Origin of the sequence: Natronomonas sp. (genome assembly GCF_046710025.1) — an archaeon.
Lineage (GTDB): Archaea > Halobacteriota > Halobacteria > Halobacteriales > Haloarculaceae > Natronomonas.
In genome coordinates, this window is the sequence record NZ_JBKEGK010000015.1 from 1 (window position 1) to 25,016 (window position 25,016).

Here is a 25,016-nt window from a genome sequence, read left to right on the forward strand (position 1 = left end):
GCCACTACGACGTCCCGAAGCGGGCGGTCTTCCTCGTCGGGACCGACTGGGACGTCGCGTTCGCGTGGGCCGGCGTGGATGCCTTCGACGCACCTGACCCCTCGCCCGTCGAGGCGGTCGGCAACGCGATCTCGGCGCTGTTCCCCGAGGCTCGAACCGACGTTTCAGTCGACTACGCGGCGTTCTCGCGTTAAACCGGGGACCCCGAGCGGACTGAAGCGACCGTCCGATCCGTTTGGTATTGGACCTATATTTATGGCCAGCGGCCGGCTTCCTCGGAGGCGTTCAGCACTCGCTTGAGCGCGACAACGTAGGCGGCCGTCCGGAAATTCGGAACGTCGTACGCCTCATAGCACTCGACGAGGCCATCGAACGCCTCGACGATATGACGTTCGAGCTCCTCGTTGACGCGGGATTCGGTCCAGTAGAACCGCTGGCGGTTCTGGACCCACTCGAAGTACGAAACGGTGACTCCACCGGCGTTGGTGAGAATATCGGGGATAACGGTGACGTCCCGCTCCGTGAGGACGTCGTCGGCCTCGGGGGTCAGGGGGCCGTTGGCCGCCTCGACGATCACGTCGGCGTCGACGTCGGCCGCCAACTCGCCGTCGATGGCGTTCTCCAGGGCCGCCGGCACGAGCAAGTCGACGTCGAGGGTCAGAAGCTCCTCGTTGGTCAACTCCTCTTTTGCGCCCAGGTAACCCGTCACGGAACCGGTCTCATTTTTGTACTCTTTGGTCTTTTGGGCGTCGAGGCCGTTGGGATTATAAATAGCTCCCGAGGAGTCCGACACCGCGACGATGTTCGCGCCGTGGTCGGCCTCGAGGAGCTTTGCGGCGACGCTGCCGGCGTTGCCATATCCCTGGACCGCAACGGAGGCGCTATACAGGTCCTTTCCGAAGTAATCGAACGTCTCGCGTGCGGTGAGCATCGTCGAGCGACCGGTCGCTTCGACACGGCCCGCCGACCCGCCGGAGTCGATCGCCTTCCCGGTGATGACCCCCGGTGCGGTCGTGTTCTCCAGCGTCTCGTAGGTGTCCTTGATCCAGTTCATCTCCCGCTGGCCGGTGTTGACATCCGGCGCGGGGACGTCGCGGTCCTCGCCAATGAGGGGGCGGAGTTCGGTTGCGAAGGCGCGGGTGATCCGCTCGAGTTCGGCCTCGGAGTACTCCCGCGGGTCGATGACGATGCCACCCTTCCCGCCGCCGTAGGGGATGTCGACGACGGCGCATTTATAAACCATCCAGCCAGAGAGCGCCTTCACCTCGTCGCGAGAGACGTCCGGATGATAGCGGATCCCACCCTTGTAGGGGCCGCGGTCGCCGTTGAACTGCGAGCGGTAGGCCCGAAACACGCCGACTGACCCGTCGTCAAGTTCGACCGAGAGATTGGTTTCGAGCACCCGTTCGGGGTTCTTCAGGCGTTCGATCACGTCATCGCCGACGTCCATGTGCGCCGCGGCGTCGTCGATCTGTTCTTGGAGACTCTCAAATGGGTTGACGTCGCCGGACATATTCCCACGGTCGTCCAGAGATCGCTTAAGCGTGGCGACCCCGACGTGACGGATCGGTCACCGTACGACGGGAAAGAGGGCACGATTGCTCGGTCTGGCAGCCAGGGGGTGTGCAGTCAGTCCCCTTCCGCAGCCTCGTGCCGCTCAAGCACCGTCTCAGCCCGCGCGATCAGCGGGGCGTCGATCATCTCGTCGTCGACGCGGACGACCCCCCGTCCCTCCCGCTCGGCGGTTTCGGCCGCCGCGAGTACCCGCTTGGCCCACTCGACGTCCTCTGGCGGCGGCGTGAACGCCCCGTTTATTACGTCGACCTGTGCCGGATGAATGGCCATCTTGCCGTCGTAGCCAAGTTGCCTGGCGAACGTAGCCTCCGCTTCGAGGTGCTCGCTCGCTCCGATGTCAGTCACGAGCGTGTCGATGGCATCGACGCCGGCCGCACCGGCGGCCAAAACGACGTGCTGGCGGGCGTGAGAGACTTCCGCCCCCGCCTCGGTCCGTGTCGCGCCGATGTCCGCCGAGAGGTCCTCGGCCCCGAACGCGACAGCGTCGACCGGGTCGGTGGCCGCGACGCTCTGCGCGTTGAGAACCCCGGCGGCCGACTCGCACAGCGCAATGACCGGGCACTCGTAACCGCGGGCGGCGACTGGATCGTTGATCGCGTGGATATCTGCGACCGACTCGGCCTTTGGAACCATGATCGAGTCGAGGCGGGGATCGGCGGCCGTGATAGCCTCGGCGTCCAACTCCGCGGTTTCGCGGTCGGGGTTGAGGCGAACGCACACCTCACAGTCAGGATCGAATGTCGGATCACCGATGACCTCGGCGACAGTCTCCCGGGCGGCCGCCTTCGCCTCCGGGACAACCGCGTCCTCGAGGTCGAAGACGACGGTGTCAGCGCCAGTACGTGGTGCTTTGCGCATCAACTCCGGCTGGTCGCCGGGTGAGAACAGGACGCTCCGTCGGGCCATGGATGCTTCTGCCGCGCTGTGAATATAAATCACGGTGGGGCTGCTCGGACCTACCGCTTGATCTTCCCCGGGCTGCCATCGCGGCCCGTTCGTACCCGTGTCACCGCGCTCAGGCTCGTTATGCTTCCGATTCGCGAAGCCACTCGATCGCTTCTTCGAGATCATGCGTCGGCGGCGAGCAGGTGAACGACCGGCAGGCGTACACCGTCTCGCGTCCGTCGGCGGCGTCCCGATCGGCCCAGATCGGCGGGGCGGCATCGAGTCCGAGCGTGTCGAGCCACGCCGATAGCCCCGACTCGGTCGGCGGCCGAACCGTGAGGATCCGGCCCGGGAGATACGTCTCCGAGAGCGCTTCGCGCCAGGTCGCGGGCAGTTTCTCGGCGGCGACCGTCAGCTCCGAGGTGCCGACCGACCGATCGACGGCGGCGAGGGTCAGCGAGGCGTGCGAGAGTGGGTTCGACTCCAGCGTCGAGGCGTGCGTCTCGAGGACCGAGTCCACGACCGCGTCGAACCCGGCGTCTGGGTCGAACGCCGACAGCGCCGCGAGCAGTTGGACGGCGACACCGGTGCTCGAGGGCGTCGAGCTGTCGGCGAGTTGCTGGGGTCGAGCGATAAGTTCCTCGCCACCCGTCGGCGTGAAGTAGAGCGTCCCCTCGGACGCATCGTAGAACGACTCCCGGATGGCGCGGCCGAGCGCCAGCGCGAACTCGAGATGCTCGATGTCTCCGGTCGCCTGATAGAGGTCGAAGGCACCGCGGCCGAGATACGCGTAGTCCTCAAGATATCCTTGGATGCCAACCTCGCCGCGCTCGAAGCGGCGGTTGAGCCGTCCGACAGCTTCGTCTCCGTCCCCCGCGTCGTTCCAGAGCTGATCACGACAGAACTCGAGCGCCTCCTCGGCGAGGTCGGCGTAGGTCGGATCGAGCGCGAGCGATCCCTCCGCAAGCGCCGAGATCAACAGCCCGTTCCAGCCGGCCAGTACCTTCCCGTCTCGAGGGGGTCGTGAGCGCGACTCGCGGGCGTCGAAGAGCTGCGTTCGGGCCTCGTCGAGCAGTTCCTCGACGCCATCGGTGTCCATCACGGCGTCGGCGGCGAGTTCCCCGACGGGCGTGGACTCGTTGAGAACGGTCGTGCCGTTCTCGAAGTTCCCGGACTCGGTGACGCCGTATCGCTTACAGAACAGCTCCGCCGCGGTGGGGTCATCGACGGCCTCCCGGACGGTTTCGGGGGTCCAGACGTAGAACGCCCCCTCCTCCCTTGATCCGGTGCTGTCCTCGCTTTCGGCATCCAGCGTCGAGTAGAAGCCGCCGTCGGGGTGTGTCAACTCCCGTTCGACGAACCCGAACGTCTCGCGGGCGACTTCGGCGTAGCGCTCCTCGCCGGTCAGCCGGTATCCCGCGAGGAACGCACGCGGGATTTCGGCGTTGTCGTAGAGCATCTTCTCGAAGTGCGGCACCGTCCACTCGCGGTCGACGCAGTAGCGATGGAAGCCGCCGCCGACGTGGTCATAGAGCCCGCCCGACGCCATCGCGTCGAGCGTCTCGAGGGCGACATCGCGATAGGTGTCGCGGTCGGTCGACTCGTAGGCCCGGAGGAGGAGGTGAATCCGTCCCGGATGGGGGAACTTCTGGCCCTGTCCCCAACCGCCCTCCTCCCGGTCGGCACCCCTGACGGCGGCATTGGCGGCGGTGTCGAGAAAGCCCTCGCCAGGGGCTTCGCCCGCACGGTCGGGCGTTCCCTCGAGTTCTCCTTTTGTTGAGCTCGCCCACTGGTCGGCCTGAGACTCGAGCCGTGGACGCCGCTCAGGGTCGTTCCAGGAGGCGGCGATGTCGTCGAGAACGGAGCCAAACGACGGCATATTGCCCTTTGCCTCGGGGGGGAAGTACGTGCCGACGTGGAACGGTTTGCCCTCCGGCGTGAGCCACACTGAGAGCGGCCACCCGCCCGATCCCTGGACCATCTGACAGACGTTCATATAGAGGGTATCGATGTCCGGGCGCTCCTCGCGATCGACCTTGATCGGGACGAAGTTCTCGTTGAGCGACTCGGCGATGTTCGGGTCCTCAAAACTCTCGTCGGCCATCACGTGACACCAGTGGCAGGCGGCGTAGCCGATCGAGAGGAAGATCGGCACGTCCCGCTCCCTCGCGAGTTCGAGCGCCGACTCGTCCCAGGGCTGCCAGGCGACGGGGTTGTCGGCGTGTTGACGCAGATACGGCGAGGCGGCCTCGTCGAGGCGGTTTTCCATATGTCTGATTCGACGCTCGCGGTACTAAACGCCGCGGCTTTCGACAGCGTTTTTAGCTCGTCACCGAGCGCGGAATCGGTCAGCTACCGGCGCGTCGTAATGACACGTTATTTGAGACGGGAACGTGTCGGGTCGGGCATGGAACAATCGCGCAGGGACGTACTCGGAGCGGGTGGGGCGTTGCTCGCGACCGCGGGCCTCGCTGGCTGTATCGAGGAGCGCGTGACGCGACGCGAGACGCGGGCCACCGACTCGATGACATGGACGCTTTCGCCCGACGATGAGGGGGACGCCCTCGACAGCGAGGGATTCGAGGACTACGCCGGGCGGATGGCGGATCGGTACGGCGACAGCGGCGTCCGCGGAACTGACTTCCAAGCTCCGGACGAGTTCGGGATCGCCTACGTCGGCCGGTACGCGATCACGCGGACGACGCCGGGCAGTCCCACGGAGGGGGAGTTCGCTCTCGTCCCCGAGGCCGTCGACCCCGAGGCGCCGATGTTGATAGCCGATACGTGTCTTGCCCGCTACGACCTCGGCACAGACCGCTACCGATACTGGCTGTGGGTCGCCGCCGATCCGACAGACGGCCGCCTCGTCCGGGACGTGAACCTGACGATGCTGTCGACCGGGCTCCGACTCGACACCGGGACGATTGTCGACGCCTCCATGCCGACGGTCGACGGTTCGAACGGCACCGTCGGACTCGGGTCCCCACCGTCAGGGGCGTTCCCGGTTCGCGGCGGCGCGTTCGACACGACGACCATCCGTGAGGCCGGCGGGAGCTACACCGTCGAGTGGCGCGGGAACCTGAACGCCCCGCAGTCGGCGAGCGGCGTCTGCGAGGTCGAGCGGACCGGGGCGTACGACTTTTCGTGGACGATGTCCCTCGGCTACGGGTTCGAGGAAACGGTCTAATCGGGTCGGACGCCGTTTCGTCTTCGGGCGCGTCTCTTAGGCTGTATTTCACGCCCATATGTAGCGATGCCGCGACGAAAGACAACGTTTACACGTCCGTGTGTCGCGCTTTCGCGTATGACAGAGACGGTGCTTCTCGTCGGCGGCGGCGGTCGCGAACACGCCATCGCTCGCGCGGTCGCTGGGTCCGAGACGGCCGAACTGTACGCGTGTGCCTCCAACCGCAACCCTGGGATCGCGTCACTCGCGGCTGGGTATACCGAGATCGACGAGACGGACGGCGATTCGATCGTCGAGTACGCCGAGTCGGTCGGAGCGACGCTCGCCGCGATCGGCCCCGAATCAGCGCTGAACGCGGGGGTCGCAGACGATCTCGACGACGCCGGAATCTACGCGTTCGGCCCGCGGGAAACCGAGGCGCGGATCGAGACGGATAAGGCGTTCCAGCGGGAGTTCATGGCCGAGGAGTCGATCCCAGGCTGTCCCGACTTCGCCACCTTCGAGGACGCCGAGGCGGCCGCCGAGTACATCCGCGAGTACGACGGCGACCTCGCGATCAAGCCGCGGGGGTTAACCGGCGGCAAGGGCGTCCGGGTCATCGGCGACCAGATCGCGGCTGAGGAGGGCATCGAGTACGTTCTCGAGAGCGAGTACGAGTCGTTCGTTCTTGAGGAGCGACTCGTCGGTGAGGAGTTCACGATCCAGGCGTTCGTCGCCAACGGCGAGTACCGCGTCTCGCCCGCCGTCCAGGATCACAAGCGCGCTTACGAGGGCGATACGGGACCGAACACGGGCGGGATGGGTTCTTACAGCGACGCAAGCCCCGAGTTGCCGTTCATGACTGCCTCGGAGTACGACGCGGCTGTCGAAGTGATCGACGCCGTTGTCGAGGCGATGCCGGGGTACAAGGGTATTCTCTACGGGCAGTTCATGCTGACCACGGAGGGACCGAAGGTCGTCGAATTCAACGCCCGCTTCGGCGACCCAGAGGCGATGAATACTCTCCCCGTCCTCGAAACTGATTTCGTCGAACTGCTCGTCGCGGCCCGCGAGGGGGACTCCCTGCCGGAGCTCTCCTTCAGGGACCGAGCAACGGTGTGTAAGTACGCCGTCCCCGATGGCTATCCGGCCGACCCCGAGGCCGGTGCGATGGTGACGATCGACGCCGATAGTGCCGGGGATGCAACGCTGTTCTATGCAAGCGTCGACTCCCGAGAGGACGGTATCTACACCACGACCTCCCGGTCGTTCGCCGTCGTCGGCCTCGCCGACTCGATCTCGGCGGCCGAGGCGATCGTCGAGGACGCCTTCGATCGGACCGGCACAGAGGGGCTCCGCGTCCGACACGACATCGGGACGGCCGAACTGGTCGAAAAGCGGATCGAACACATGGACGAGATGCGTGAGCGGTAGCCGCTGAACGGGGTCGAACCGCTCCGACTTCGGGGCGACCGCCTCAACCGTATATAAACCGACGCGGACGGCGTCAGACGATTATATAAATACCGATCAGACGTACCTACTGCCGATCAGCCGTACGTACCTATCGACAACGCTGCATCCGAGTTCTACTCCAGCCAGTTTGGATTGGCCCGCGGGGGGTTGAAGATGTCGACGGCCCGAAGCGTCCCCTCGCCGCGGTTCTCGGCGGCGTGAACCTCGCCGCTTTCGAGCGAGTACGACCCACCGGCCGGGACGGTGACCGCATCGCCGTCGCCGAGGACGAACGTCTGTTCGCCCTCGTAGACGAAGCCGACCTGCTCGTGGTGGTGGCTGTGCTCGGGGACTCTTGCGCCAGGAGCCATCCGCAGGTGCTGGATGCTCATCTCCTCGCCGACCGCCAACTGTGCGAGGTAGACGCCGGGTTCGACTTCGGTTTCCTCGAACGCGTCGGGAACGTACTCCATACCCGTCTCTCGAAGCAGGTGTTTAAAAGGGCTTTCACGCGGGGAGTGAACGCCCACGGAGCGGCCTCTCTGTGGAATCACAACGAATGTGAACCCACGAGGCTCGTCTCACATGACACATCCAATTGAATAAATACTAAAGTATCTTACCCGAATATAGCCAGCCGATTCCAAGTGATAAATCGCCATATTTAGCCGACTATGGGGGACAATACGTCACAACCGCTTCGGAGAGCGGAGGGTTTAATCAGCCAGATCGCTTAACATAATATGAAAACAAATGAGTAAGTTCACCAACCCTCTGCAGGCGGTCATTGACACGCTTGATCGGATCACGTCGAACGAGACGACGCGGCGGTTGCCGTACGCGGACACCCGATCAGGAAATGACGTTCACTCGATCACGAATACCCAATCCAGCGGGAGCACGTACGGGGCCGGAGAGTCGCGCCCTGCAGCAGGGGACACGGCGGCCGAATCGACGCTGTCGGGAGGGCCTCTTGATCCCTTGGCGCTTCGAGCGTCGCCGGACGGGCGGCACGTGCCGGCGGACGACGACTGACTGACCGCGGTTCGGCGCCCCACAACTTCGCTACGGTCCTCTGTTCTGGCTCCGCGAACTGTATGCCGGCACCGTCATCGCCATGAGCGTAGCGGACGGACGTTCGTTTGTGCTCCGAGTACGGTTTTTTATCTGTGAGGGCTGTGGGACCGCCCACGCCGATCCCGAGGAGCCGCCGCGGTGTTCTGTGTGTGGATGCGAGTCACTTGTGGAACTCGACCGCCGGGATGGGGCTGACGCGTACTTTTCGCCGCCGAGCGATGCGATGTAACAGGGCGCTCGCCCCGCCCCGATACGTGGGGATTTTTGTCCGATCGCGGCGATCATTGTCGTATGTCCGATCTGGGCGATTTCGCGAACTACGACCCCGACAACGGCGAGGACGAGGGGACGGACGAAGGCGCCGCGTCCGCCCCGGAGACGAAAACGGCGACGGGGACGGATACGGAGCCGGGGTCGAAACCGGACACGGAGGACGATTTCGAACCGGTTTCGGTCTCACCGGTCGGAACCGACCGCGGTATCGGGACGATCTCCGCCTCGGAGGGCCTCATCGTGAGCGAGGACGACGAGGATACGCGGCTCCGGGCCTACGTCACGGTCGAGAACCGGTCGGCAGTCCGAATCGGGCGGTACCTGATCGCCGGCTACCCCGACGGCGAGCGCCTGTTCTGTCGGATCGTCGCGTTGGAATACGCCCAGGAGTTCCGCTCTGACGACGCAACGGAGATCCACGCTCGGCGGGCGATGCGTAGTGAGGGCATCGACGAGCAGGATTACAAGTTTGTTGCGACGCTGGAACCGGTCGCCGTGCTGTACTCCGAGGGCGGCGATCTCAAACGCCGGATGACCGATCGGGTGCCGAAACCCGAGACCGTCGTCCGCCGGGCACGGGACAGCACGGAGATCAAAACGGGGTTGAAGATCCCTGAGGAAGGGGTCTTTTTGGGACACCTCGCCGTCGGCGGCGAGAAGGTCCGGACGGCCGCGAACCCGCCGACGATCGACTACCGGCTAAAGGACGATTACGAGGCGGGCGACCCGCTCGTGTTCAGACACACGCTCGTCGCCGGCGGGACGGGGTCGGGTAAGACCCACGGCGCGAAGAACGCCCTCCGCCAGTACCTCGCCGAGGGGCGTCGCTACCCGACTGACGACGGCCGGGCGGTCGCCCCGGCGCTCGTCCAGTTCGACCCCCAAGACGAGTACGCCCAATTGCACGACGACAACCCCGAGATCGACGCCGACTACGAGCGCCGCCTGGAGCGAGAAGGGATCGCCCACGGCGGAATTGCCGACACGAAGGCGTTCGTCCCGAAGGTCGGCGATGCGACCTACGCCGCTTCCCACCACGGTGCCGAGTGTATCGAGTTCACGATCCCCTTCTCGTTGGTGTTCGATAACCCCTGGCTCGTCGCCGGCAGCGGCCTCAATGATAACCAGTACGGCGCGCTGGTGGGCGTGTTGCTTCCACAATTTAACCGACAGTACGGCGAGGAAGCCACGTACGAGCAGTTTCGGACGTTCCTCGACGATCCCGCGCTCAAGGAGGAACTCGACGAATCGGGGCGCGTCCACGAGGCGACCTTCGATGCGATCCGGCGGCGGATCAGGGGGTTCGGATCGGTGTTCGACCGGGATGCCCGCCCCATTACCGACCTCGTCGACGCGTTCGTCCGCCCCGGCGGTGTGACGACGGTGCCAACGTATCACATCAACGACTCGCGGGCGACAACGACGGTCGTGCTCGCGCTCGCCTCGCTTTTAGTCGACGAGAAACTCTCGAACAACCCCACCTACGAGCGGATCAAGGACACCCCGCTGGTCGTCGGGATGGACGAGGCACACAACTTCCTGACCGACGCCGACAGCGTCCAGGCCGACCGGGTGATCGGCAAGTTCGCCGAGGCGGCCAAGCAGGGCCGCAAGGAGCGACTCGGACTCTTTCTCATCACGCAGGACCCCCAAGACATCGCCGATCCGATTTTCAAACAGATCAACACGACCGTCGTATTAAACCTCGGCGACGAGGACGCCATCGCGGCGGTCAACATCCCCTCGAATCTTGAGGGGAAGGTCCCCTATATGGAGAAGGGACAGATGGTCGTGTACTCCCCCGACAACTCCGAACCCGTCGAGTTGGTCGGGCTTCCGCGGTGTCTGACGAAGCACGGCCGTTGATGTGGTATATACACCGGCGGTCGTCAGTAGGTACATAAACCAGCCGCCGCTGTCGAGTGTATGATCCGACGGCCCCCGGTCGGTGTATATGATAACGGTCGCTGGCGATAGGCTATCTAAACGAAGGGTGGTGTTTAAGCAGACGGCGACTCCGCGGCGGTGGCGCGCCCTCGGATCCGTGTCCGGGACGGACGGCGAGCAGAGCGAGCCGACCCCGAGGGCCGGCCGATTCCATGTGTAAGCGAATCGGCTGTGGAGGTGTGTGGCTGTCGGGAGTGTGGAGTCATCTTTATACGTAGATAGTCAAACGGATCGACACACGGATCAGCGCGATCCCCCGCCGCGTTCGCGGCAAGATCCCGATCCCTCGAACCGGAGAACAAAACACCGAAGGCCGCGCGGCGGCGAGCGTACTCAATGAGCCTCATCGACGACACGCGCGGACTCTTGGCAACGGGGCCGCTCTGTAACGCCTGCCTCGGCCGCCCCGTCGCCGACCGGAGCTTCGGGCTGACGAACGACGCCCGGGGCCGCGCGATGCGGACGGCGCTCGCGCTTGAAGCGGACGACCCCTACGAGGAGCCCGACGAGCCCTGTTGGGTCTGTGAGGGGCTTTGCGAGCGGTTCGATGAGCTCGCCGACCGCGCGATCGAGGCCCTCGGCGCGACGGAACTGTACACCTACCAAGTGGGGACCCGGGTGCCGCCACTACTCGAAGAGAACGACCGCCTACTCCGCATCGACGCAGGGTTCGATCCCGAGGCGGGCGAGGAACTGCGCTCCGAACTCAACCGTGAGGTGGGCCGGCGCGTCGGGCGTCGCCTCGGCGCAGATGTCGACTTTCACCGCCCCGACGTGCAGTTTCTCGTCGATCTCGAGGCCGATTCGATCGAGATCCAGCGCAACTCCGTTTCGATCTACGGCCGCTATCGGAAACTGAAACGCGATATCCCACAGACCGAATGGGAAAAATTCGACGAGAGCGTCGAGGAACTCGTCGCGCCGCCGTTTCTGAGTGCCTTTCGCGGGACGGAGGCGGTATTTCACGGTGCCGGCCGCGAGGACGTCGACGCGTTGATGCTCGGCTCCGGGCGCCCCTTTGTCCTCGAAATCAAACAGCCCCGCCGGCGCGACGCCGATCTGACGGAGCTTCAAACGGCAGTCAACGAGGGCACCGACGGAAAGGTCGAAATCGAGGAGTTGACCTTCGTGACTCACGAGATGATCGAGCGTGTCAAGGGCCACGACGGCTCGAAGACCTACCGGGCGACGGTCGATTTCGTCGAGCCGGTAGCGGCGGCCGACTTCGAGGCTGCGCTGGAGACGCTTGAGGGGGCGACGATCGAACAGCGCACGCCGAACCGGGTCGACCATCGACGAGCCGACCTCGTCAGGGAGCGGACCGTCTTCGATGTCGAGGGCTCGTTGACCGACGAGTACACTGCGACAGTCGAGGTCCACGGCGAGGGCGGGCTGTATATAAAAGAACTCGTGAGCGGCGACGAGGGGCGGACGGAACCAAGCCTCGGGGGTCTGCTCGGCGTCGAGGCCACGGTGGCGGCCCTCGACGTGCTTGACGTTGCAGGGGTCGACGGGCCGTTTCTGATGCCCGAATTCCGTCTCGAGCGGGACGGCGATCCGGTCTCCGGCGGGGACGTGTCGTCGGCCGATAGGACTGAGCCGTAGCGATTCCGTTGTAATAAAATTATATTCCATCACATCGAGTGAAATAAACGAGGGGTATAAGAGCGGTCGTTTTCATCAACAAATTACTGTAAAAATGAAATCGGATGATGAATATGCCGGTGATGTCGCCGACTGGGTCACGTTGCGATGCATACAGATGGCGAACGATGCGTCTATGGGTGCGATGGAGCAGTACCTCGTCGCTGCGATATACCCCGAGGCAGTCGGGAACCCCGAACGGGCCTACGAACTACTTGAACGAGCGATCACCCACCACGAGCGGGCCATCGAACACCTCGAACTGGCGGCGTCAACGATCGACGCCGAAACGTAGTCAACCCCCGCGCAGCACTCGTCACTCCGCCAATTCAACAAATACTACCGGCCGATAGTATAAAAAACTGGACGCGCCAACTCGGACATACCAAACGATGAAATTGGCTTCCCCCACCGACTTCGACATTTTAGAGTCGCTTTCCGACGGCAAGCGGAACACCGCGGCGAACATCGCTATCGAGATCGATCGCGATCGCGCCTACATCAACACGCGGTTGCCGCTCCTCGCCGACCACGGCCTCCTCGAACGCATCGGGCCGGCACCAAACAGCGGCCTCTACGAGATCACCCCGAAAGGGCAAGCCGCGGCCCAACACCGCGAGGCCTACCACGAGGACAATACCGACTTCGAGGCGCTTCTCGACTCCGAACTCGACTCCTGATCTGACAGTCCCGCTCGCACCCTCGCCTCACTGACGTTTGCTTCGTGCCGCTGGCAAACCCATCGGAGCTGCCCTCTCGCACCTGCATACTACTACCGTTTTATATCAGCACCACCGGACCGCGTCCCCCTAACATCGCCGCTATCGTCGGGTGTACGCCGCTATTACACCGCCCAGGCAGCGCGGCCGAGCATCGAGTGTCTTCAAAAGTACATACTAGTAGTAGATATTATAAGTATCCGCCCAGAACCCATCGTCGATGACATGGGCCACCCGAACGATGCGGATCGCTGCGTTCGTCACACTGACCGCTTGCTTTCTATCGCTCGCCGCTGCGATTGCGCCGCCAGCTGTCGCACAGGCCGGAACTGATCCCGTCGAGTACGAGTACGACGGGGCCGACCTCCTGATCGACGGGCCGGTGACTCGGTCCGGCGGAACGGTGACGTTGATAGTCGACAACACTGCTGCCGAGACCGACACGATCCAGTTCGAACTCGGCGGCGACCACGCCGACTTCGAAATCGCCGCCGTCACCGACGAGACGCCGGCGGACGTCGGGATCGCTCTCGAGAACACCGGCGACGCGGTCACGGTCGAACTCACCAACCTGAGCGGCGCGGTGGGCGAGACGACAGAGATCGCTGTCGGCGTCGACCTCACCGCTACGGCTCCCGTCACCGGTCGCGCCCACGAGTACGACTCGACTCCCGTTGCGACCGTCACGACTGACGACACCGGAAGCGGTCTCACCGGCGCACCCGCCATCCGTGCGACGGTCGATCCGAGCGCTGAGATTGGGTTTAATTCGGATTCTATTGATGATGAAATCTATGGGGAAAATCTACAAATAGAAAAACGAGATGAATTTGTTATATCGTTTTCAGATAACGCAGTCTTTGTAGACGATGGGGATATAATCAACCTATCAGTCAATCCAAGCGTAATTGACGATAAAGATAGAAATGGGTTCAATATTAAGAATGCTGTCGAGATACATACTGAAAATAGCAATATAAGCAATCTTGATATTAGTACGTCTGGTGATGCAAACGTCTTTGATAGCTACGATGACCAGATCTCTATTAAGATTAGGACTGCCGATGGAAATCAAAGAAAGGTTTCTGGAGAGACAATCGCAGTTGGGATCGAATTTCTCGTTGAATCAGATTCGATGCGATCAGCCGCCGACCGATACCGCAACACGGACCTCTTCACCGTCGACGTTGAGGGAGAGGGCAACGCCGAACTAACCGACAACGACGACGTGCGCACGGAGACGCCCGTCGTTCTCGATATCTACCCCGGCGAGCCGAACGGCGAGGGGTTCGACCTCGGGGTCGATTCGGGGACGGAGTTCGGCATCGGCGAGGGACAGTCGCTGTCGATCGACGGGCTGGAGGACCGACACGGCAACGCGATCCCGAACGCGACCTTCGAGTTTGCGGTGGAGGGGCCCGAGGGGCGACACGTCCACGAGGGGGTTCGCACAGCGACGGAAGGAACGGCGGGGATCACACTGGACGGCGATGGGGAACTCGACGTCCACCTCGGGGTGTTCGACCTCTCGGCGACGGTCACGGACGTGCCGGGGCCGGCGACGCCAACGGGGACCACCGAGGCGGACCGCACGGAAACCGCTTCGGGGCTTGCGATGTACCCCGACAACGTCTCGGTAGAGACGACGACGGCGTACAGCGACTTCGACGCTGGTGGCAACGCGACTATCGAGGTTGCAGTGGCTCTGGGGGTCCCCGACGACGATATCGGACGGGTTGATCTTGAACTCCGACGCGAGTCCGGCAACGGAACCGTCACCTTCGCCCCCGACACCGGGTCGCCCACGCCAACCGACCCCTGGAAGACGACGGGCTACGATGGCGACGATCGTCTCGGGCGGGCGAACGCTTGGGCGATCGAACGCAACCTCACGGCCAACGACTTCGATGGCGGCGTCCGTCGATACGTCTTCGACGCCGACAGCGCGGCCCGCTACGGGATCGCGGCGACCGTGATGCCCCGGGATGCGGCGCTCGATCCCGATCCCTCGATGGTTGAGACATCGCTATCGACCGATCCGGGCGGGACGAACCGCGATACGGCAGAGATCGTCGCGACGGGGCCGATCGAACGCGTCTCGAACGTCTCCGTTCGCGGCGACCGCGAGTTCGTTGGGACCGACACGGAGGAGGGCGGGGTGGTCGAGATCGACCTTGGAGGGTTTGAGGACGCCGACGGCCGCGCCGTTACCAACACCGACGAGGCGGTCGCCGTCGGGTTCGGCGGTGCCGACGCTGGGACCGCGACCCCGATGCCCGTTCAGGGAACGGCCGCTGTGTCTGTCGATCCGACAGCGATCAATTCCGGTGCCGTCGATATCGGTGAGACTGCCACCGTCGACCTCGGAGTCGACGGGGGGACACAGCGTATCACGACCAACCTCACGCTAGTCCACCGGGCGATAGAGCGCCCCGGCGGCTCGTGGCGGGCCGGGTCGCTCTCCCAGCCTGCGTCGGTGTACGTTGACGCCGACGGTGGACGGGATATCGTCCAATGGAACCCCAACAACGAGTCTTACGAGGGACTCACGACCGACATGGCGGGGGACGCTATCGATGCCGACCGGATCGACCACGAGGACCTCCACCGTGGCTTCTACGCCTACGCCGGCGGGGGTGGTCTCCGAATCGGGTTCGAGTACGTTACGACCGCTGATGGGGCGATCGACACCGAGGACATCGAACTCAACTCTGGGTGGCACCTCGCGAGCTCCAACTACGATGTCTCCTCGCACTCCACGCAGGATCTGGCTGCGGACGTGAACTGGGTTGACGGATTCGACGGCGACGGCTTCGTCGTCTGGAACGCCGACCGGACCGACCGGCTCCACGACGGCACCGCCGGCATTGACGTTGACGGGACGTCCGAACCGGTCGCCCACGACGAGGTCTACTGGATCGAAGTCGGCGCCAGCAACGAGTCAACCCTGGTCAGACGCGTCGTGTCGCCGACGTTCTCCGAGAGCGACGGGGGCAGCGAATGAGGTCCGATAGCGGACGAGCGCCTGACAGTACCCTCGGGATCCCCGAACACCGATGGATCGGCCTTCTCCGGGTAGCCGTGCTCGCATTCGCGATTTTTTTCGCCTCCGTGGCTCTCTGTGGCGTGTTTGTTGGCTCCGTAGTGGCCGACAGTGCGCCGGGCGAACCGGCCTCGTTTTATGGAACGGCGACAGACGACGTGGGCGATCCGATCCCCTCAGGGGAGACGGTCGTCGCCGTCGTCGACGGTGAGGTTGAAGATTCCATCGTCGTTGATCCGGACGGCGAGTACGGCGGTTCCGGGGCCTTCGAGGCGAAGCTTCGGGTCGACAGCGGGGCTGGCGACGAGGTGACGTTCCGGCTCGACGGCGCCGCGGGGCCGATCGGCGGGTCAGCTCAACTGGATCCCGGCGTTTTTGAGGTGCCGCTGACGTTTCAGACTGCGTCCACGGATACCGACTCCGGTTCTGATGAGGACGGGGGATCATCAACGTCGGATTCGGGATCGACGACGGCGGATGGTTCAACCACGTCTGATTCGACAGACGGTTCCGGTGGTTCGACCACATCCGACTCGACGGATGGTTCCGGTGGCTCAAGCGATGGATCGGACGGCAATACCGATACTTCCGACGACACCGACGACGATGGAAGCGGAGGCAGTGGTGGCGGGAGCGGGGGAAGTAGCAGTAGCGGCGGAAGCGGGGGAAGTAGCAGTGGAGGAGGGAGCGGCGGCGGCAGTAGCGGTAGCGGCGGAAGCGGGGGGAGTAGCAGTAGTGGCGGCAGCAGTGGAGGTGGATCGAGTGGAGGCAGTGGCGGCGGGAGCGGGGGTGGCGGTGCCAGTGGAAGCGTCGGGTCGGCCGATCATTCGTCCGATGCTGCGGATCCGATCGCCGAGGAGAGCCGTATCGTGGAGGACGCTTACCCCGAGGCGCCGGGAACGACCGTCGTTTTTCAAGGAACGTCCGTCCGCGAGATCGTCTTCGATGGCGACGTGAGCGGACGCGTCTCGATCCGGGAGTTCGAAAACGTCACCGGCGACGTCCCGCCGCTTCCGGGCGACCTCTACGTCGTCTCGGCGTCGGTAATCGTCGTCCCCGCCGACGCCCGAGACACCTCGGCGATTGTCCGTGCGGTTGTCGATCCGGATCTGCTGCAGTCAAACCGCGTTGTTGTAGACGAGCTCTCGGTGTATCGGTTCCCCACGGGTGGCGACGAGTGGGAGACGCTGCCGACCGAGACGTTCGCCGTCGACAGCGGCCTGCTCGTTGAGGCGGAGACGCCCGGGTTCTCGCAGTTCGTCATCGCCGGCCCTGTGGCACCCGACTCAGCCGATTCCGAACCCTCGCCGGAACTGACACCCGACCCGACCGGGGCGATGGACGACGAGGGGTTGACGCGATGGCTGTCCGGATCGTACGTTCTCGAACGGGTCGGCATCGGGCGACCGACGGCTGCGCTTCTCGCGTTATTAGCTGTTGTCGCCGCCATCGGGTGGGTCGTCGTCCCGCGCCGGCGGAGGTGATCAGCGCCGAATGCAAAAACGGCGACGGGCAACGGTTTTATTCATGGTACCGATATCAAGCCCATGCAGTTTGGCGTCGACGAGGCGGGAAAGGGCCCCGTGTTGGGCTCGATGTTTGCAGCAGCGGTTCGAGCCCCTAGGGATACCCTACCCAGCGGCATCGACGATTCCAAGCGACTCTCAGCGTCCCGCCGCGAGGGACTGGCAGCACAACTCCGCGATGACGACAGCGTCGACATCGGCCTCGTAGAGATCACGCCCGAGCGCATCGACGCGGAGAACATGAATGACCTCACCGTGGCGGCGCACGTCGAAGCGGCGAACGACATCGTGGTGACGGGTGATATGGGACTCTGTGACGCCGGTGACGTTGACGCTGAGCGGTTCGCCAAGCGTGTCAAACGTGGCCTCGATGTCGGCGTGACTATCGAGGCCGCCCACGGTGCGGACGGATCGGACGCGCTCGTCGGGGCCGCGAGCATCATCGCCAAGAGCGCTCGGGAGCGTCACGTCGCGTCGCTCGCCGACCGATTCGGCGAGGTCGGTAGCGGCTATCCCAGCGATCCGACGACCAGGTCGTTTCTTCGTCGGTACCTCGAGGATCACGGAACGTTTCCGCCGCCGACCCGGCGCTCGTGGTCGACTTGTGACTCGATCCGTGCGGCGGCAGAACAGTCCGGTCTCGGGGACTTTTAGCGGGGACGACACCCATATTACGCTCCGGTCGGGAGAGATGATATGGATGCGTTCGAGGCGTCGGCGAACGTCCCACGTGAGGGCTTCGAGTTCGACTGCCGGCCGGAAACCGACCAGTCGTTCGAGAACGCCCTTGCGAAGGCCCGATCGGGGGCCAGACTCGATGTCGACGACGCGATCGAACTGCTGACAACGGGGACTGACATCGCCGGGATCAACCCCCGCCGGAAGGAGCGGGTTCTCGAGGCCGCCGACAGGCGTCGGGCGGAGGTCGTCGGCGAGGAAGTCACGTTCGTCGCCAACCTCAACAACAACGTCACGACCGCCTGTGACGTGGGCTGTCTGTTCTGTAATTTCAAGGACGCCGCGGCGCGCTTCGAGGCCGACCACGACGGTGACACGGACGGCTTCACAAAGACGCCCGCGGAGTCGCGGGCGATCGTTGAGGACGCGCTCGATCGAGGGATCTACGAAGTATGCTCGGTCTCGGGGCTGCATCCGGCTCTCGCGCTGGACGCCGAACACCACGAGATCCTTGCCAGGCGCGACGGCGAGCACAGCTACAAGCCGCCGGAGGTCTACGACATCGATCCAGGCACCTACGTCGATCAGATCGAGGCGATGAACGTCGATGGCGTCCACGTCCACTCGATGACGCCCGAGGAGGCGTATCACGCCCGCCGGGGGACCGACTGGAGCTATGAGGACGTGTTCAGACGACTGCGCGAGGCCGGTCTCAACTCGGTGCCCGGTACTGCCGCCGAGATCCTCGTCGACGAGGTGCGGGAGGTGATCTGCCCCGGAAAGATCGGCACCAGCGAGTGGGTCGAGGCGATGACCGCGGCCGCCGCGGTCGGACTCGACACGACGGCGACGATCATGTACGGCCACGTCGAGAACGAGGCTCACCGAGCCCGACACCTCGATCGAATTCGCGAGCTTCAGGACCGAACCGGCGCGATCACCGAGTTCGTCCCGCTCTCGTTCGTCCACCACGAGACGCCGCTACACGAGCAGGGGATGGTCGAGGCGGGCGCAACGACCCACGAGGACGAGTTGATGATCGCCGTCTCGCGGCTGTATCTCGACAACGTCAAACACATCCAGTCGTCGTGGGTGAAATACGGCGACGCCCAGGGGCTAAAGATGCTCACCTGCGGTGCGGACGATTTCATGGGGACGATCCTCTCCGAAGAGATCACGAAACGCGCCGGCGGCGACTACGGCGAGTTTCGCTCAATCCGGGAGTACGCCGACATGATCACATCGATCGGTCGGGTGCCCGTCGAACGCTCGACGGATTACGAGAAACGCCGTCGGATCGATTCCGGTGCGGAGCCACTTGGCCCGACGCTCGGGCCGCGAGCCGACGGCACACCGCTTCTGTAATCCGAAGCGACGCGAGTCTGAGGCGACAATGTGGGAGCGTGATGAATACGTGCTCGAGTACCCCTGTCAGCCCTGTTTCAGGACTTCGCGCGGACCGTCCCGCCGCTGAGACCGTCCCACTCGATCCTCAGTCCGAGGCGTGCGAGAACCGCATCCGTCTCCTCGATTCCGTACCCCTCGAAGATGTCCTTGACGTCGTCAAGAGCCATCCCGGCTTCGACGGTGTTCGACAGATCCTCAAGGACCGCCGGCCGGAGAAGCGTTCGTCCCGCGCGCTCGTGCTCGGGAAACTCGACGTTCTCAACCGTGCGCTCGGGAACGCTGCGGGCCTCGGCGAGCGCGCCGATCGTCGTCACGTCTGCGTCCGGAACCAGCGAGTCGGGCAGCGACGCGGCGCTCTCGGCCCGAAGATCGTCCTCGTAAGGGCGCAAGGCGTCCCGGACCTCGGCGAGGCGGACGGTCCCCGAGTACGGGATCGCACGCTGGCCCGTTGCCTCGATCGCCTCGCCAACGCCGAGGGACTCGTCGTAGGCGACGAGGAACGCGACATCCTCCAGGTCGGCGAACCGCGAGAGCTTTTTTTCGACGTACTCCGGCGTCCAAAAACCCATAATCTCGAAAAAGACCCGGAAGCCGCCGTAGCGCCACTCGAAGGCGAAATCCGGGATGACGACATGTTCGCCCGACGCCAGCGGTTCGGGCTCGCGCAGGAGCCGCCAGTCGAGATCCAGAGCGTCGAAGCGCGCGTAGAAGTCGGACTCGACGCCGCTATCGAAGGTCGGCTCGGCGACGGGCTCGGTGTCGGGGTGTCGAAGCTCCGTCGCGTCGAGCCGGAGGGTGCGTTCGGTTCCGCGGTCGTCGATCGTCGCCTCTATGTCCCACTCGGCGGCTTTCGTTACCGTCCGCAGGAGGCGCGCGAAGCGTGTCCCGTAGCGCCGCGAGCGCGTGAACAGGGCGTCCGGCCCGGTGACAATTACGACCCGTCCCGTGCCCGTTCGTCGGATCTCGTACAGCAGCCGGAGACGTTTAATTGCCGAGACGAGCGCCTTCGGGTCTGACGTCCGAACTCGGACCTCGGTGGCGTCGAACAGCGCCGTCTGTGCGAGTGAGAGGTCGTACTGCTTGCGCAGGCTCTCGGGATCGTAGTCGGCTTCAACCGCCGTGAGGACGGCTTCGATGTCGCGGTCGGCGAACAGCGACGCCTCCACCGACTCGGGGCTCGTGCCCAACCGCTCGGCAGCTGCCGCAAGCGCGTCACTACGCTCGGATCCGGTTACGACATCGACCGACTCAGCGGCCTCGAAGGCGGCCGTCCGCGCCCGGCTCGGCTCGACCGGCGAGCGGACCTCGAAGACCGCTTCCCGTTCGAGCAGTTTCGCGAACCCGCGGACGAGTTTAAAATCGTCGGCCTCCCGTTCGAGGTTGGCGAGCGCGGCGTCGAGGTCGCGGCGACGCTCGCCGACGTGACCTTGGTAGACGCCGAGGACCCGCGCGGCAAGGCTCTCGTCCTCCGGGGCGGTGAAGCGCGGCCGGTAGCCGCCGCCGGCCCGCGAGACGCGGAGCAGGTCCTTCGTGAGCATACCGGCGTTGGGGGAGGCGCGGACAAAAACGCCCCGGGAGCGGGGCGAGGTGGCCGGTTCGACGGGTTGTACTCCCCTGTGTCGGTGAACGCGGCCTCACCCCGATTCCGCGACGTCGGGGGCTTCCGCGGGGTCGACGACCTCCCCCGTCTCGGGGTAGACGCCGACCTGTTCGCAGACGTCCGCCATCGGGCAGGCGTCGGGGTCCTCCAGACACGCCGGCGCTCGGGCCGTGCAGTACTCGCGGCCGAACTGGATCATCGCGGTGTGTCCGAAGCCGCACTTCTCCTCGGGGACGGCGGCTTCGAGGGCCTCTCGGACGGCCTCGCGGTCGGCGTCGGCGGGCGCCAGCCCCAGCCGCCGGGCGATGCGGTGGACGTGCGTGTCGACGGGAAAGACGCCGCCGCGTCCGCCGGCGAACAGCAGGACGCAGTCGGCCGTCTTCGGCCCGACGCCGTTCATCCCGAGGAGTGTCTCTCTGACCTCAGAGGGCGACGCCTCCCTGACGAAGCGATCGAATCCCGCCGTGTCGCCGTACTCCTCGAGGACCCGTTCGGCGATGGCGATGATGCGCTCCGATTTCTGGTTGTACAACCCCGCCGAGGAGACGGTCTCGGCCAACTTGGGCTGGGCGGCGTCGGCCAGGTTCGCGGCGAGGTCCCCGCCGCCGTAGCGCTCCATCAACGCGTCGTGGGCCGGCTGGCTCGCTACGTCCGAGGTATTCTGACTGAGGATCGTCCGAACAAGGCACTCAAAGCCGTCGCGACCGCCGTACCGCTTTTGCCAGTACATTTCGCCGAGTTGGTCGACGACAGCCTCGGCACGGGTCCCCGAACGCGCGGGGTCGAAGTCGGCCTCAGTACTCCCCCCAGAATCGCCGCCGGAGATGTTCTCGGCCGGTTCGTCTTCCATGTGTGGGTGTACGGCCGACGCCACGATAACGCTGCGTTCGGCGTCGATATCCACAAGCGGCCGCGGCGGGTCGTGCGTCGTCTCTATTCACGCCTCAACCTCCAGAATGCACTCGAGTTTATTTCCCGACGCGAGGGCCGCGACGAGCTCCCGGTCAACGCCGGCGGCGGCGGCGTCGGCCCCAACCATCACCGTCCGGTCATCAACGTAGTCGCTGGTCCGGGCGACCATGCTCCGGTCGCTCCCGAAGGTCAACTCGGGATGGCCCGACCCCTCGACAGTCTGCTCGCGGTCGCCGACACGAAGCGTTGCGGTAATCGTCGCCTCTTCGGATCGGCAGGCTTCGACGAAGGCCGCGTCGAACTCCGACGGGACCGCGGTCGCTTCAATCGCGAGGATGCAGTCGCCGGCAGGTGTCAGCCAGTCGTCACTGGTTAGCTCGAGGGTGCTTGCGTGCTCGGCGGTGACGTGTTCGTGCCCGCGTGCCTCGACGCGCTCTTTCATGCCGGTCGTATCGCCCGCCGGTTTATATACTCACCCACTCTATATGGGAACACCTCCCGTGGCCGCAGACGGGCCGTGGTAGCCGATTCCATGGTATTCGATCCCCACAAGATTTAAATATGGATATGATATATTAGTACTCACCAGAACGCATCCGGCGTTCGGCAGCATCGTCAGCCGACCAGAATGACAGGGAACCTTCCTCATACGGCGACCGATAGTTCAGCAGCAGTTGCTGTCCGCGACCGGGGCGGTAATGGAGTAACGTGATCAACTATGGCAGAGTCAATTAACGGATCCGACAACGTAGAACTGACAGACGACGACCTCGAAAACAAATCCAAAGGCCAGCTCATCAAGAAGGCCGGGCAGCTCCGCGACCGGCGAAACGAGCTGAACCAGATGGCCTCCGACCGGGCCTCAAAGCGAGACGAATTCAACGCGAAGACGCGCGAGAAGGTCGACGAGGCTCAAGAACACCGCGAAAAGCGCGACGAACTCAACGAGCAGGTTCAAGAGCACAAGGAGAAACGAAACGATCTCAACGCGAAGGCCAACGAGCTGTTCGACGAGGTCGACGAACTCAAGGACGACCTCGAGTTGAACGAAGGCAAGAGCGTCGACGAGCTTAAAGAGGAGATCGAGGATCTGGAGTTCAAACAGCAGACCGAGGTCCTCTCCAGCGAGGACGAGCGCGAACTCATAGAAAAGATCGAGGAGAAACGCGAGAGACTCTCCGACCGCGAGGAGAAACTCGACCAGGGTGGCGACTTAGAGGAGATCAAGGCCGAAGCTCAAGAGGTCCGCGCTGAGGCCTCCAAACACCACCAGAAGGTGACCGAACTGGCCGACAAGGCCCAAGAGCACCACAACAAGATGATCGAGGCCTATCGGGAGGCCGACGACATCCGTGACGAGGCCGACGAGTGGCACGACAAGTTTGTCGAGGCGCAAGAGGCCGCCGACCGCCACCACGAGGACTTCGTCCGCGTTCAAAAACGGCTGCGTGAACTCGACAAGGAGGAGGAGGCCGAACGCGAGGACGCCCGCTCCGAGAAGCGCGAGGCCGCAAAGGAGGAAGCCGAAGAGATCTACCAGAAGTTCAAGGAAGGCGAGACCCTCGACACCGAGGACCTCATGAAGCTGCAGAAAGCCGGCAAGCTGTAAACGACACACCGACTCCCGACGAGAGACCGATATGCTCCGTTCTTTTATACCTCCGGAGCAAAAGCGCGAGGTTCATACCGCCGGGGCCGCAACTGGCCCATAGATGCGTGTCGAGACGCTGGGCGACGGTGATCCGGAAGTGGCTATCGTCGGTGGCATTCACGGCGACGAGCCCTGCGGACCGACCGCTCTCGAGGCACTTTTGTCGGCCGATCCCGACGTAGAACGCCCGATAAAGCTCATTATCGCGAACGAACGCGCGCGCTCCCGCGGCGTCAGATACGTCGATGAGGACCTGAACCGCGCGTTCCCGGGAGACCCGGACGCAGATACCCACGAGGGGCGGCTTGCCCACGAGTTACTCACCGAAATCCGCGGCTGTGAGGTTCTCTCCTTGCACTCGACGCAGTCGTACGCCGCCCCATTCGCGCTCGTCTCCGAACTCAACGGCTACGCGCGGTCGATCTGTCCCTATCTCTCCGTTGAGGCGGTTGTCGAGACGGCAGGGTACAGCGGCGGCCGACTCATCGCTTACCCGGACGTGATCGAACTCGAATGCGGGCTCCAGCGGTCGGCTGCGGCCGCAGAGAACGCCGAACAGCTCTCGCGGGAGTTCCTAGTCGCTGTCGGCGCTCTCTCCGGGGCGGTCGACGCCCCCAGACACCACCCGCTGTCGGTCTTTCGGCTCGAAAAGCAGATTCCGAAACCGCCGGGCGACACCTACGAGGTCCTCGTCGACAACTTCGAACGGGTCGCCGAGGGCGAGGCGTTCGCGGAGGCCGATGGCGAGAAACTCAGTGCGGAGAACCCCTTCTATCCGGTGTTGCTGTCGGCATACGGGTATCAGAACGTCTTCGGCTACGTCGGATCGCTCGTAGGGCGGCTCGACGGCAAATCCCCCTCGACCCCGACGGGCGGGGAGTCGCCCCGGGCCGAGAGCGGCCCTCGCTAAAACGTGTCACTTCTGTCTGGGACGGATATCCGGACCGATCAGTCTGTTTCCGGCGCGAACTCGACGAGCGTCAGATTCCGATCAAGCATACAGTGGTCGTGCGGCGGGTCGCCGACCACCTCCGCGATCCGGTGCTCGTCGTCGAAGTCCGCCCCCGCGGGCTCGCAGAATTTGTGGCTCGGGCACTCGGTATACGAGCATGGTCCCTCCAGAGTCACCTTGCTCCCGGCGTAGGCAGCGTTCGAGGACACGTTCGCGAGCACGGGCGCCGGCTCGACCTCGACGGCGGTCACGCCAGAGGCGTGAACGGCACACTCGAGTGTCCCGGAGTCGCGGATCTCGGTCACGCGATACCGGCGGCCCTCGGTCAGGTTTAGACACTGCTCGCGGTAGGGACAGCCCGCGCACGCCTCAGATTCGCCCCCATAGACGAACTCGGCGCCTACCTCGGCGAGGCGCTCGCCGATGAGCGTGACCTTCGACATAACTATACTTTCGCTGGCGGCGTGTTAAGGCCGTCGCCCGACGGCGCATGACGGGGCCCGATC

At 64.4% G+C, this 25,016-nt stretch carries 22 protein-coding genes and 1 pseudogene; 15 read left to right on the forward strand and 8 right to left on the reverse strand.

From position 1 onward, the window contains the following. Positions 1–194 (forward strand): annotated as a pseudogene (locus ACI944_RS02135) (hypothetical protein); the annotation flags it as partial. A gap of 59 nt (positions 195–253) precedes the next feature. On the opposite strand, the gene ACI944_RS02140 reads toward ACI944_RS02135, so the two are convergent. The 3 genes from ACI944_RS02140 to ACI944_RS02150 all read right to left on the reverse strand — a co-directional run bounded on the left by ACI944_RS02140 (position 254) and on the right by ACI944_RS02150 (position 4,729). Then, positions 254–1,513 (reverse strand): Glu/Leu/Phe/Val family dehydrogenase, encoded by a 1,260-nt coding sequence (locus tag ACI944_RS02140; RefSeq protein ID WP_411717425.1) that lies wholly within the window; start codon positions 1,511–1,513, stop codon positions 254–256. Between the two features lie 116 nt (positions 1,514–1,629). Continuing rightward, positions 1,630–2,481, reverse strand: coding sequence for an HpcH/HpaI aldolase/citrate lyase family protein (locus tag ACI944_RS02145; protein ID WP_411717426.1), 852 nt, complete (start codon positions 2,479–2,481; stop codon positions 1,630–1,632). 118 nt (positions 2,482–2,599) lie between these two features. Then, positions 2,600–4,729 (reverse strand): thioredoxin domain-containing protein, encoded by a 2,130-nt coding sequence (locus ACI944_RS02150; protein ID WP_411717427.1) that lies wholly within the window; start codon positions 4,727–4,729, stop codon positions 2,600–2,602. A 138-nt stretch (positions 4,730–4,867) separates the two neighbouring features. Between ACI944_RS02150 and ACI944_RS02155 the strand changes: the two genes are divergently transcribed. Together ACI944_RS02155 and purD are read left to right on the forward strand one after the other, a co-directional pair. Beyond that, positions 4,868–5,647, forward strand: a complete 780-nt coding sequence (locus ACI944_RS02155) for a hypothetical protein (RefSeq protein WP_411717428.1) — start codon at positions 4,868–4,870, stop codon at positions 5,645–5,647. Between the two features lie 117 nt (positions 5,648–5,764). Next, positions 5,765–7,060, forward strand: a complete 1,296-nt coding sequence (gene purD / locus ACI944_RS02160; RefSeq protein ID WP_411717429.1) for a phosphoribosylamine--glycine ligase — start codon at positions 5,765–5,767, stop codon at positions 7,058–7,060. Between the two features lie 155 nt (positions 7,061–7,215). Here the strand turns inward: purD and ACI944_RS02165 are convergent, their stop codons facing one another. After that, complete coding sequence (locus tag ACI944_RS02165) at positions 7,216–7,554, reverse strand: cupin domain-containing protein (RefSeq protein ID WP_411717430.1); 339 nt, start codon at positions 7,552–7,554, stop codon at positions 7,216–7,218. 280 nt (positions 7,555–7,834) lie between these two features. Between ACI944_RS02165 and ACI944_RS02170 the strand changes: the two genes are divergently transcribed. The 10 genes from ACI944_RS02170 (at position 7,835) to cofH (ending at position 19,353) form a co-directional block, all read left to right on the forward strand. Further along, positions 7,835–8,116, forward strand: a complete 282-nt coding sequence (locus ACI944_RS02170; RefSeq protein WP_411717431.1) for a hypothetical protein — start codon at positions 7,835–7,837, stop codon at positions 8,114–8,116. 109 nt (positions 8,117–8,225) lie between these two features. Continuing rightward, a complete protein-coding gene (locus ACI944_RS02175) occupies positions 8,226–8,387 on the forward strand; it encodes a hypothetical protein (protein WP_411717432.1) in 162 nt (53 codons plus the stop codon). A gap of 62 nt (positions 8,388–8,449) precedes the next feature. Next, on the forward strand, positions 8,450–10,297 hold the full coding sequence (locus ACI944_RS02180; protein WP_411717433.1) for an ATP-binding protein: 1,848 nt from the start codon (positions 8,450–8,452) through the stop codon (positions 10,295–10,297). A 417-nt stretch (positions 10,298–10,714) separates the two neighbouring features. Next, positions 10,715–11,983, forward strand: coding sequence for a tRNA pseudouridine(54/55) synthase Pus10 (locus ACI944_RS02185; RefSeq protein WP_411717434.1), 1,269 nt, complete (start codon positions 10,715–10,717; stop codon positions 11,981–11,983). Positions 11,984–12,140: 157 nt separating this feature from the next. Further along, a complete protein-coding gene (locus tag ACI944_RS02190) occupies positions 12,141–12,317 on the forward strand; it encodes a hypothetical protein (RefSeq protein WP_411717435.1) in 177 nt (58 codons plus the stop codon). A 97-nt stretch (positions 12,318–12,414) separates the two neighbouring features. Then, positions 12,415–12,702 carry an ArsR family transcriptional regulator gene (locus ACI944_RS02195; RefSeq protein WP_411717436.1) on the forward strand — a complete coding sequence of 96 codons (288 nt, stop codon included), beginning with the start codon at positions 12,415–12,417 and terminating at the stop codon, positions 12,700–12,702. Positions 12,703–12,961: 259 nt separating this feature from the next. Then, complete coding sequence (locus ACI944_RS02200) at positions 12,962–15,745, forward strand: hypothetical protein (RefSeq protein WP_411717437.1); 2,784 nt, start codon at positions 12,962–12,964, stop codon at positions 15,743–15,745. Then, a complete protein-coding gene (locus tag ACI944_RS02205) occupies positions 15,742–17,268 on the forward strand; it encodes a hypothetical protein (protein WP_411717438.1) in 1,527 nt (508 codons plus the stop codon). Before ACI944_RS02200 ends, ACI944_RS02205 begins: the two co-directional genes overlap by 4 nt. A gap of 63 nt (positions 17,269–17,331) precedes the next feature. Continuing rightward, complete coding sequence (rnhB, locus tag ACI944_RS02210) at positions 17,332–17,964, forward strand: ribonuclease HII (protein ID WP_411717439.1); 633 nt, start codon at positions 17,332–17,334, stop codon at positions 17,962–17,964. Between the two features lie 42 nt (positions 17,965–18,006). Continuing rightward, positions 18,007–19,353 (forward strand): 7,8-didemethyl-8-hydroxy-5-deazariboflavin synthase subunit CofH, encoded by a 1,347-nt coding sequence (gene cofH / locus ACI944_RS02215; RefSeq protein ID WP_411717440.1) that lies wholly within the window; start codon positions 18,007–18,009, stop codon positions 19,351–19,353. A 77-nt stretch (positions 19,354–19,430) separates the two neighbouring features. Here the strand turns inward: cofH and ACI944_RS02220 are convergent, their stop codons facing one another. The 3 genes from ACI944_RS02220 to ACI944_RS02230 all read right to left on the reverse strand — a co-directional run bounded on the left by ACI944_RS02220 (position 19,431) and on the right by ACI944_RS02230 (position 22,349). Beyond that, complete coding sequence (locus ACI944_RS02220) at positions 19,431–20,933, reverse strand: DUF790 family protein (protein ID WP_411717441.1); 1,503 nt, start codon at positions 20,931–20,933, stop codon at positions 19,431–19,433. A gap of 96 nt (positions 20,934–21,029) precedes the next feature. Next, entirely contained in the window at positions 21,030–21,845 is an 816-nt protein-coding gene (locus ACI944_RS02225; protein WP_411717442.1) for an endonuclease III domain-containing protein, read from the reverse strand. Positions 21,846–21,932: 87 nt separating this feature from the next. After that, positions 21,933–22,349, reverse strand: coding sequence for a DUF371 domain-containing protein (locus tag ACI944_RS02230; protein ID WP_411717443.1), 417 nt, complete (start codon positions 22,347–22,349; stop codon positions 21,933–21,935). A gap of 276 nt (positions 22,350–22,625) precedes the next feature. Here ACI944_RS02230 and ACI944_RS02235 point away from each other — a divergent pair, with 276 nt between their 5' ends. Beyond that, a complete protein-coding gene (locus tag ACI944_RS02235) occupies positions 22,626–23,516 on the forward strand; it encodes a coiled-coil protein (protein WP_411717444.1) in 891 nt (296 codons plus the stop codon). A 103-nt stretch (positions 23,517–23,619) separates the two neighbouring features. Continuing rightward, positions 23,620–24,468, forward strand: a complete 849-nt coding sequence (locus ACI944_RS02240) for a succinylglutamate desuccinylase/aspartoacylase family protein (protein WP_411717445.1) — start codon at positions 23,620–23,622, stop codon at positions 24,466–24,468. A gap of 38 nt (positions 24,469–24,506) precedes the next feature. Here ACI944_RS02240 and ACI944_RS02245 read toward each other — a convergent pair whose 3' ends face one another. After that, the gene (locus tag ACI944_RS02245) at positions 24,507–24,953 is read right to left on the reverse strand and encodes a UPF0179 family protein (protein ID WP_411717446.1); all 447 of its coding nucleotides are present in this window, start codon (positions 24,951–24,953) and stop codon (positions 24,507–24,509) included. Positions 24,954–25,016: the final 63 nt, after the last annotated feature.

What these genes read in the sequence shown, in the direction of transcription:
- ACI944_RS02140 (WP_411717425.1), bottom strand. Translation starts at nt 1,513, where the DNA reads ATGTCCGGCGACGTCAACCCATTTGAGAGTCTCCAAGAACAGATCGAC.
- ACI944_RS02145 (WP_411717426.1), bottom strand. Translation starts at nt 2,481, where the DNA reads ATGGCCCGACGGAGCGTCCTGTTCTCACCCGGCGACCAGCCGGAGTTG.
- ACI944_RS02150 (WP_411717427.1), bottom strand. Translation starts at nt 4,729, where the DNA reads ATGGAAAACCGCCTCGACGAGGCCGCCTCGCCGTATCTGCGTCAACAC.
- ACI944_RS02155 (WP_411717428.1), top strand. Translation starts at nt 4,868, where the DNA reads ATGGAACAATCGCGCAGGGACGTACTCGGAGCGGGTGGGGCGTTGCTC.
- purD (WP_411717429.1), top strand. Translation starts at nt 5,765, where the DNA reads ATGACAGAGACGGTGCTTCTCGTCGGCGGCGGCGGTCGCGAACACGCC.
- ACI944_RS02165 (WP_411717430.1), bottom strand. Translation starts at nt 7,554, where the DNA reads ATGGAGTACGTTCCCGACGCGTTCGAGGAAACCGAAGTCGAACCCGGC.
- ACI944_RS02170 (WP_411717431.1), top strand. Translation starts at nt 7,835, where the DNA reads ATGAGTAAGTTCACCAACCCTCTGCAGGCGGTCATTGACACGCTTGAT.
- ACI944_RS02180 (WP_411717433.1), top strand. Translation starts at nt 8,450, where the DNA reads ATGTCCGATCTGGGCGATTTCGCGAACTACGACCCCGACAACGGCGAG.
- ACI944_RS02185 (WP_411717434.1), top strand. Translation starts at nt 10,715, where the DNA reads ATGAGCCTCATCGACGACACGCGCGGACTCTTGGCAACGGGGCCGCTC.
- ACI944_RS02190 (WP_411717435.1), top strand. Translation starts at nt 12,141, where the DNA reads ATGGCGAACGATGCGTCTATGGGTGCGATGGAGCAGTACCTCGTCGCT.
- ACI944_RS02195 (WP_411717436.1), top strand. Translation starts at nt 12,415, where the DNA reads ATGAAATTGGCTTCCCCCACCGACTTCGACATTTTAGAGTCGCTTTCC.
- ACI944_RS02200 (WP_411717437.1), top strand. Translation starts at nt 12,962, where the DNA reads ATGACATGGGCCACCCGAACGATGCGGATCGCTGCGTTCGTCACACTG.
- ACI944_RS02205 (WP_411717438.1), top strand. Translation starts at nt 15,742, where the DNA reads ATGAGGTCCGATAGCGGACGAGCGCCTGACAGTACCCTCGGGATCCCC.
- rnhB (WP_411717439.1), top strand. Translation starts at nt 17,332, where the DNA reads ATGCAGTTTGGCGTCGACGAGGCGGGAAAGGGCCCCGTGTTGGGCTCG.
- cofH (WP_411717440.1), top strand. Translation starts at nt 18,007, where the DNA reads ATGGATGCGTTCGAGGCGTCGGCGAACGTCCCACGTGAGGGCTTCGAG.
- ACI944_RS02220 (WP_411717441.1), bottom strand. Translation starts at nt 20,933, where the DNA reads ATGCTCACGAAGGACCTGCTCCGCGTCTCGCGGGCCGGCGGCGGCTAC.
- ACI944_RS02225 (WP_411717442.1), bottom strand. Translation starts at nt 21,845, where the DNA reads ATGGAAGACGAACCGGCCGAGAACATCTCCGGCGGCGATTCTGGGGGG.
- ACI944_RS02230 (WP_411717443.1), bottom strand. Translation starts at nt 22,349, where the DNA reads ATGAAAGAGCGCGTCGAGGCACGCGGGCACGAACACGTCACCGCCGAG.
- ACI944_RS02235 (WP_411717444.1), top strand. Translation starts at nt 22,626, where the DNA reads ATGGCAGAGTCAATTAACGGATCCGACAACGTAGAACTGACAGACGAC.
- ACI944_RS02240 (WP_411717445.1), top strand. Translation starts at nt 23,620, where the DNA reads ATGCGTGTCGAGACGCTGGGCGACGGTGATCCGGAAGTGGCTATCGTC.
- ACI944_RS02245 (WP_411717446.1), bottom strand. Translation starts at nt 24,953, where the DNA reads ATGTCGAAGGTCACGCTCATCGGCGAGCGCCTCGCCGAGGTAGGCGCC.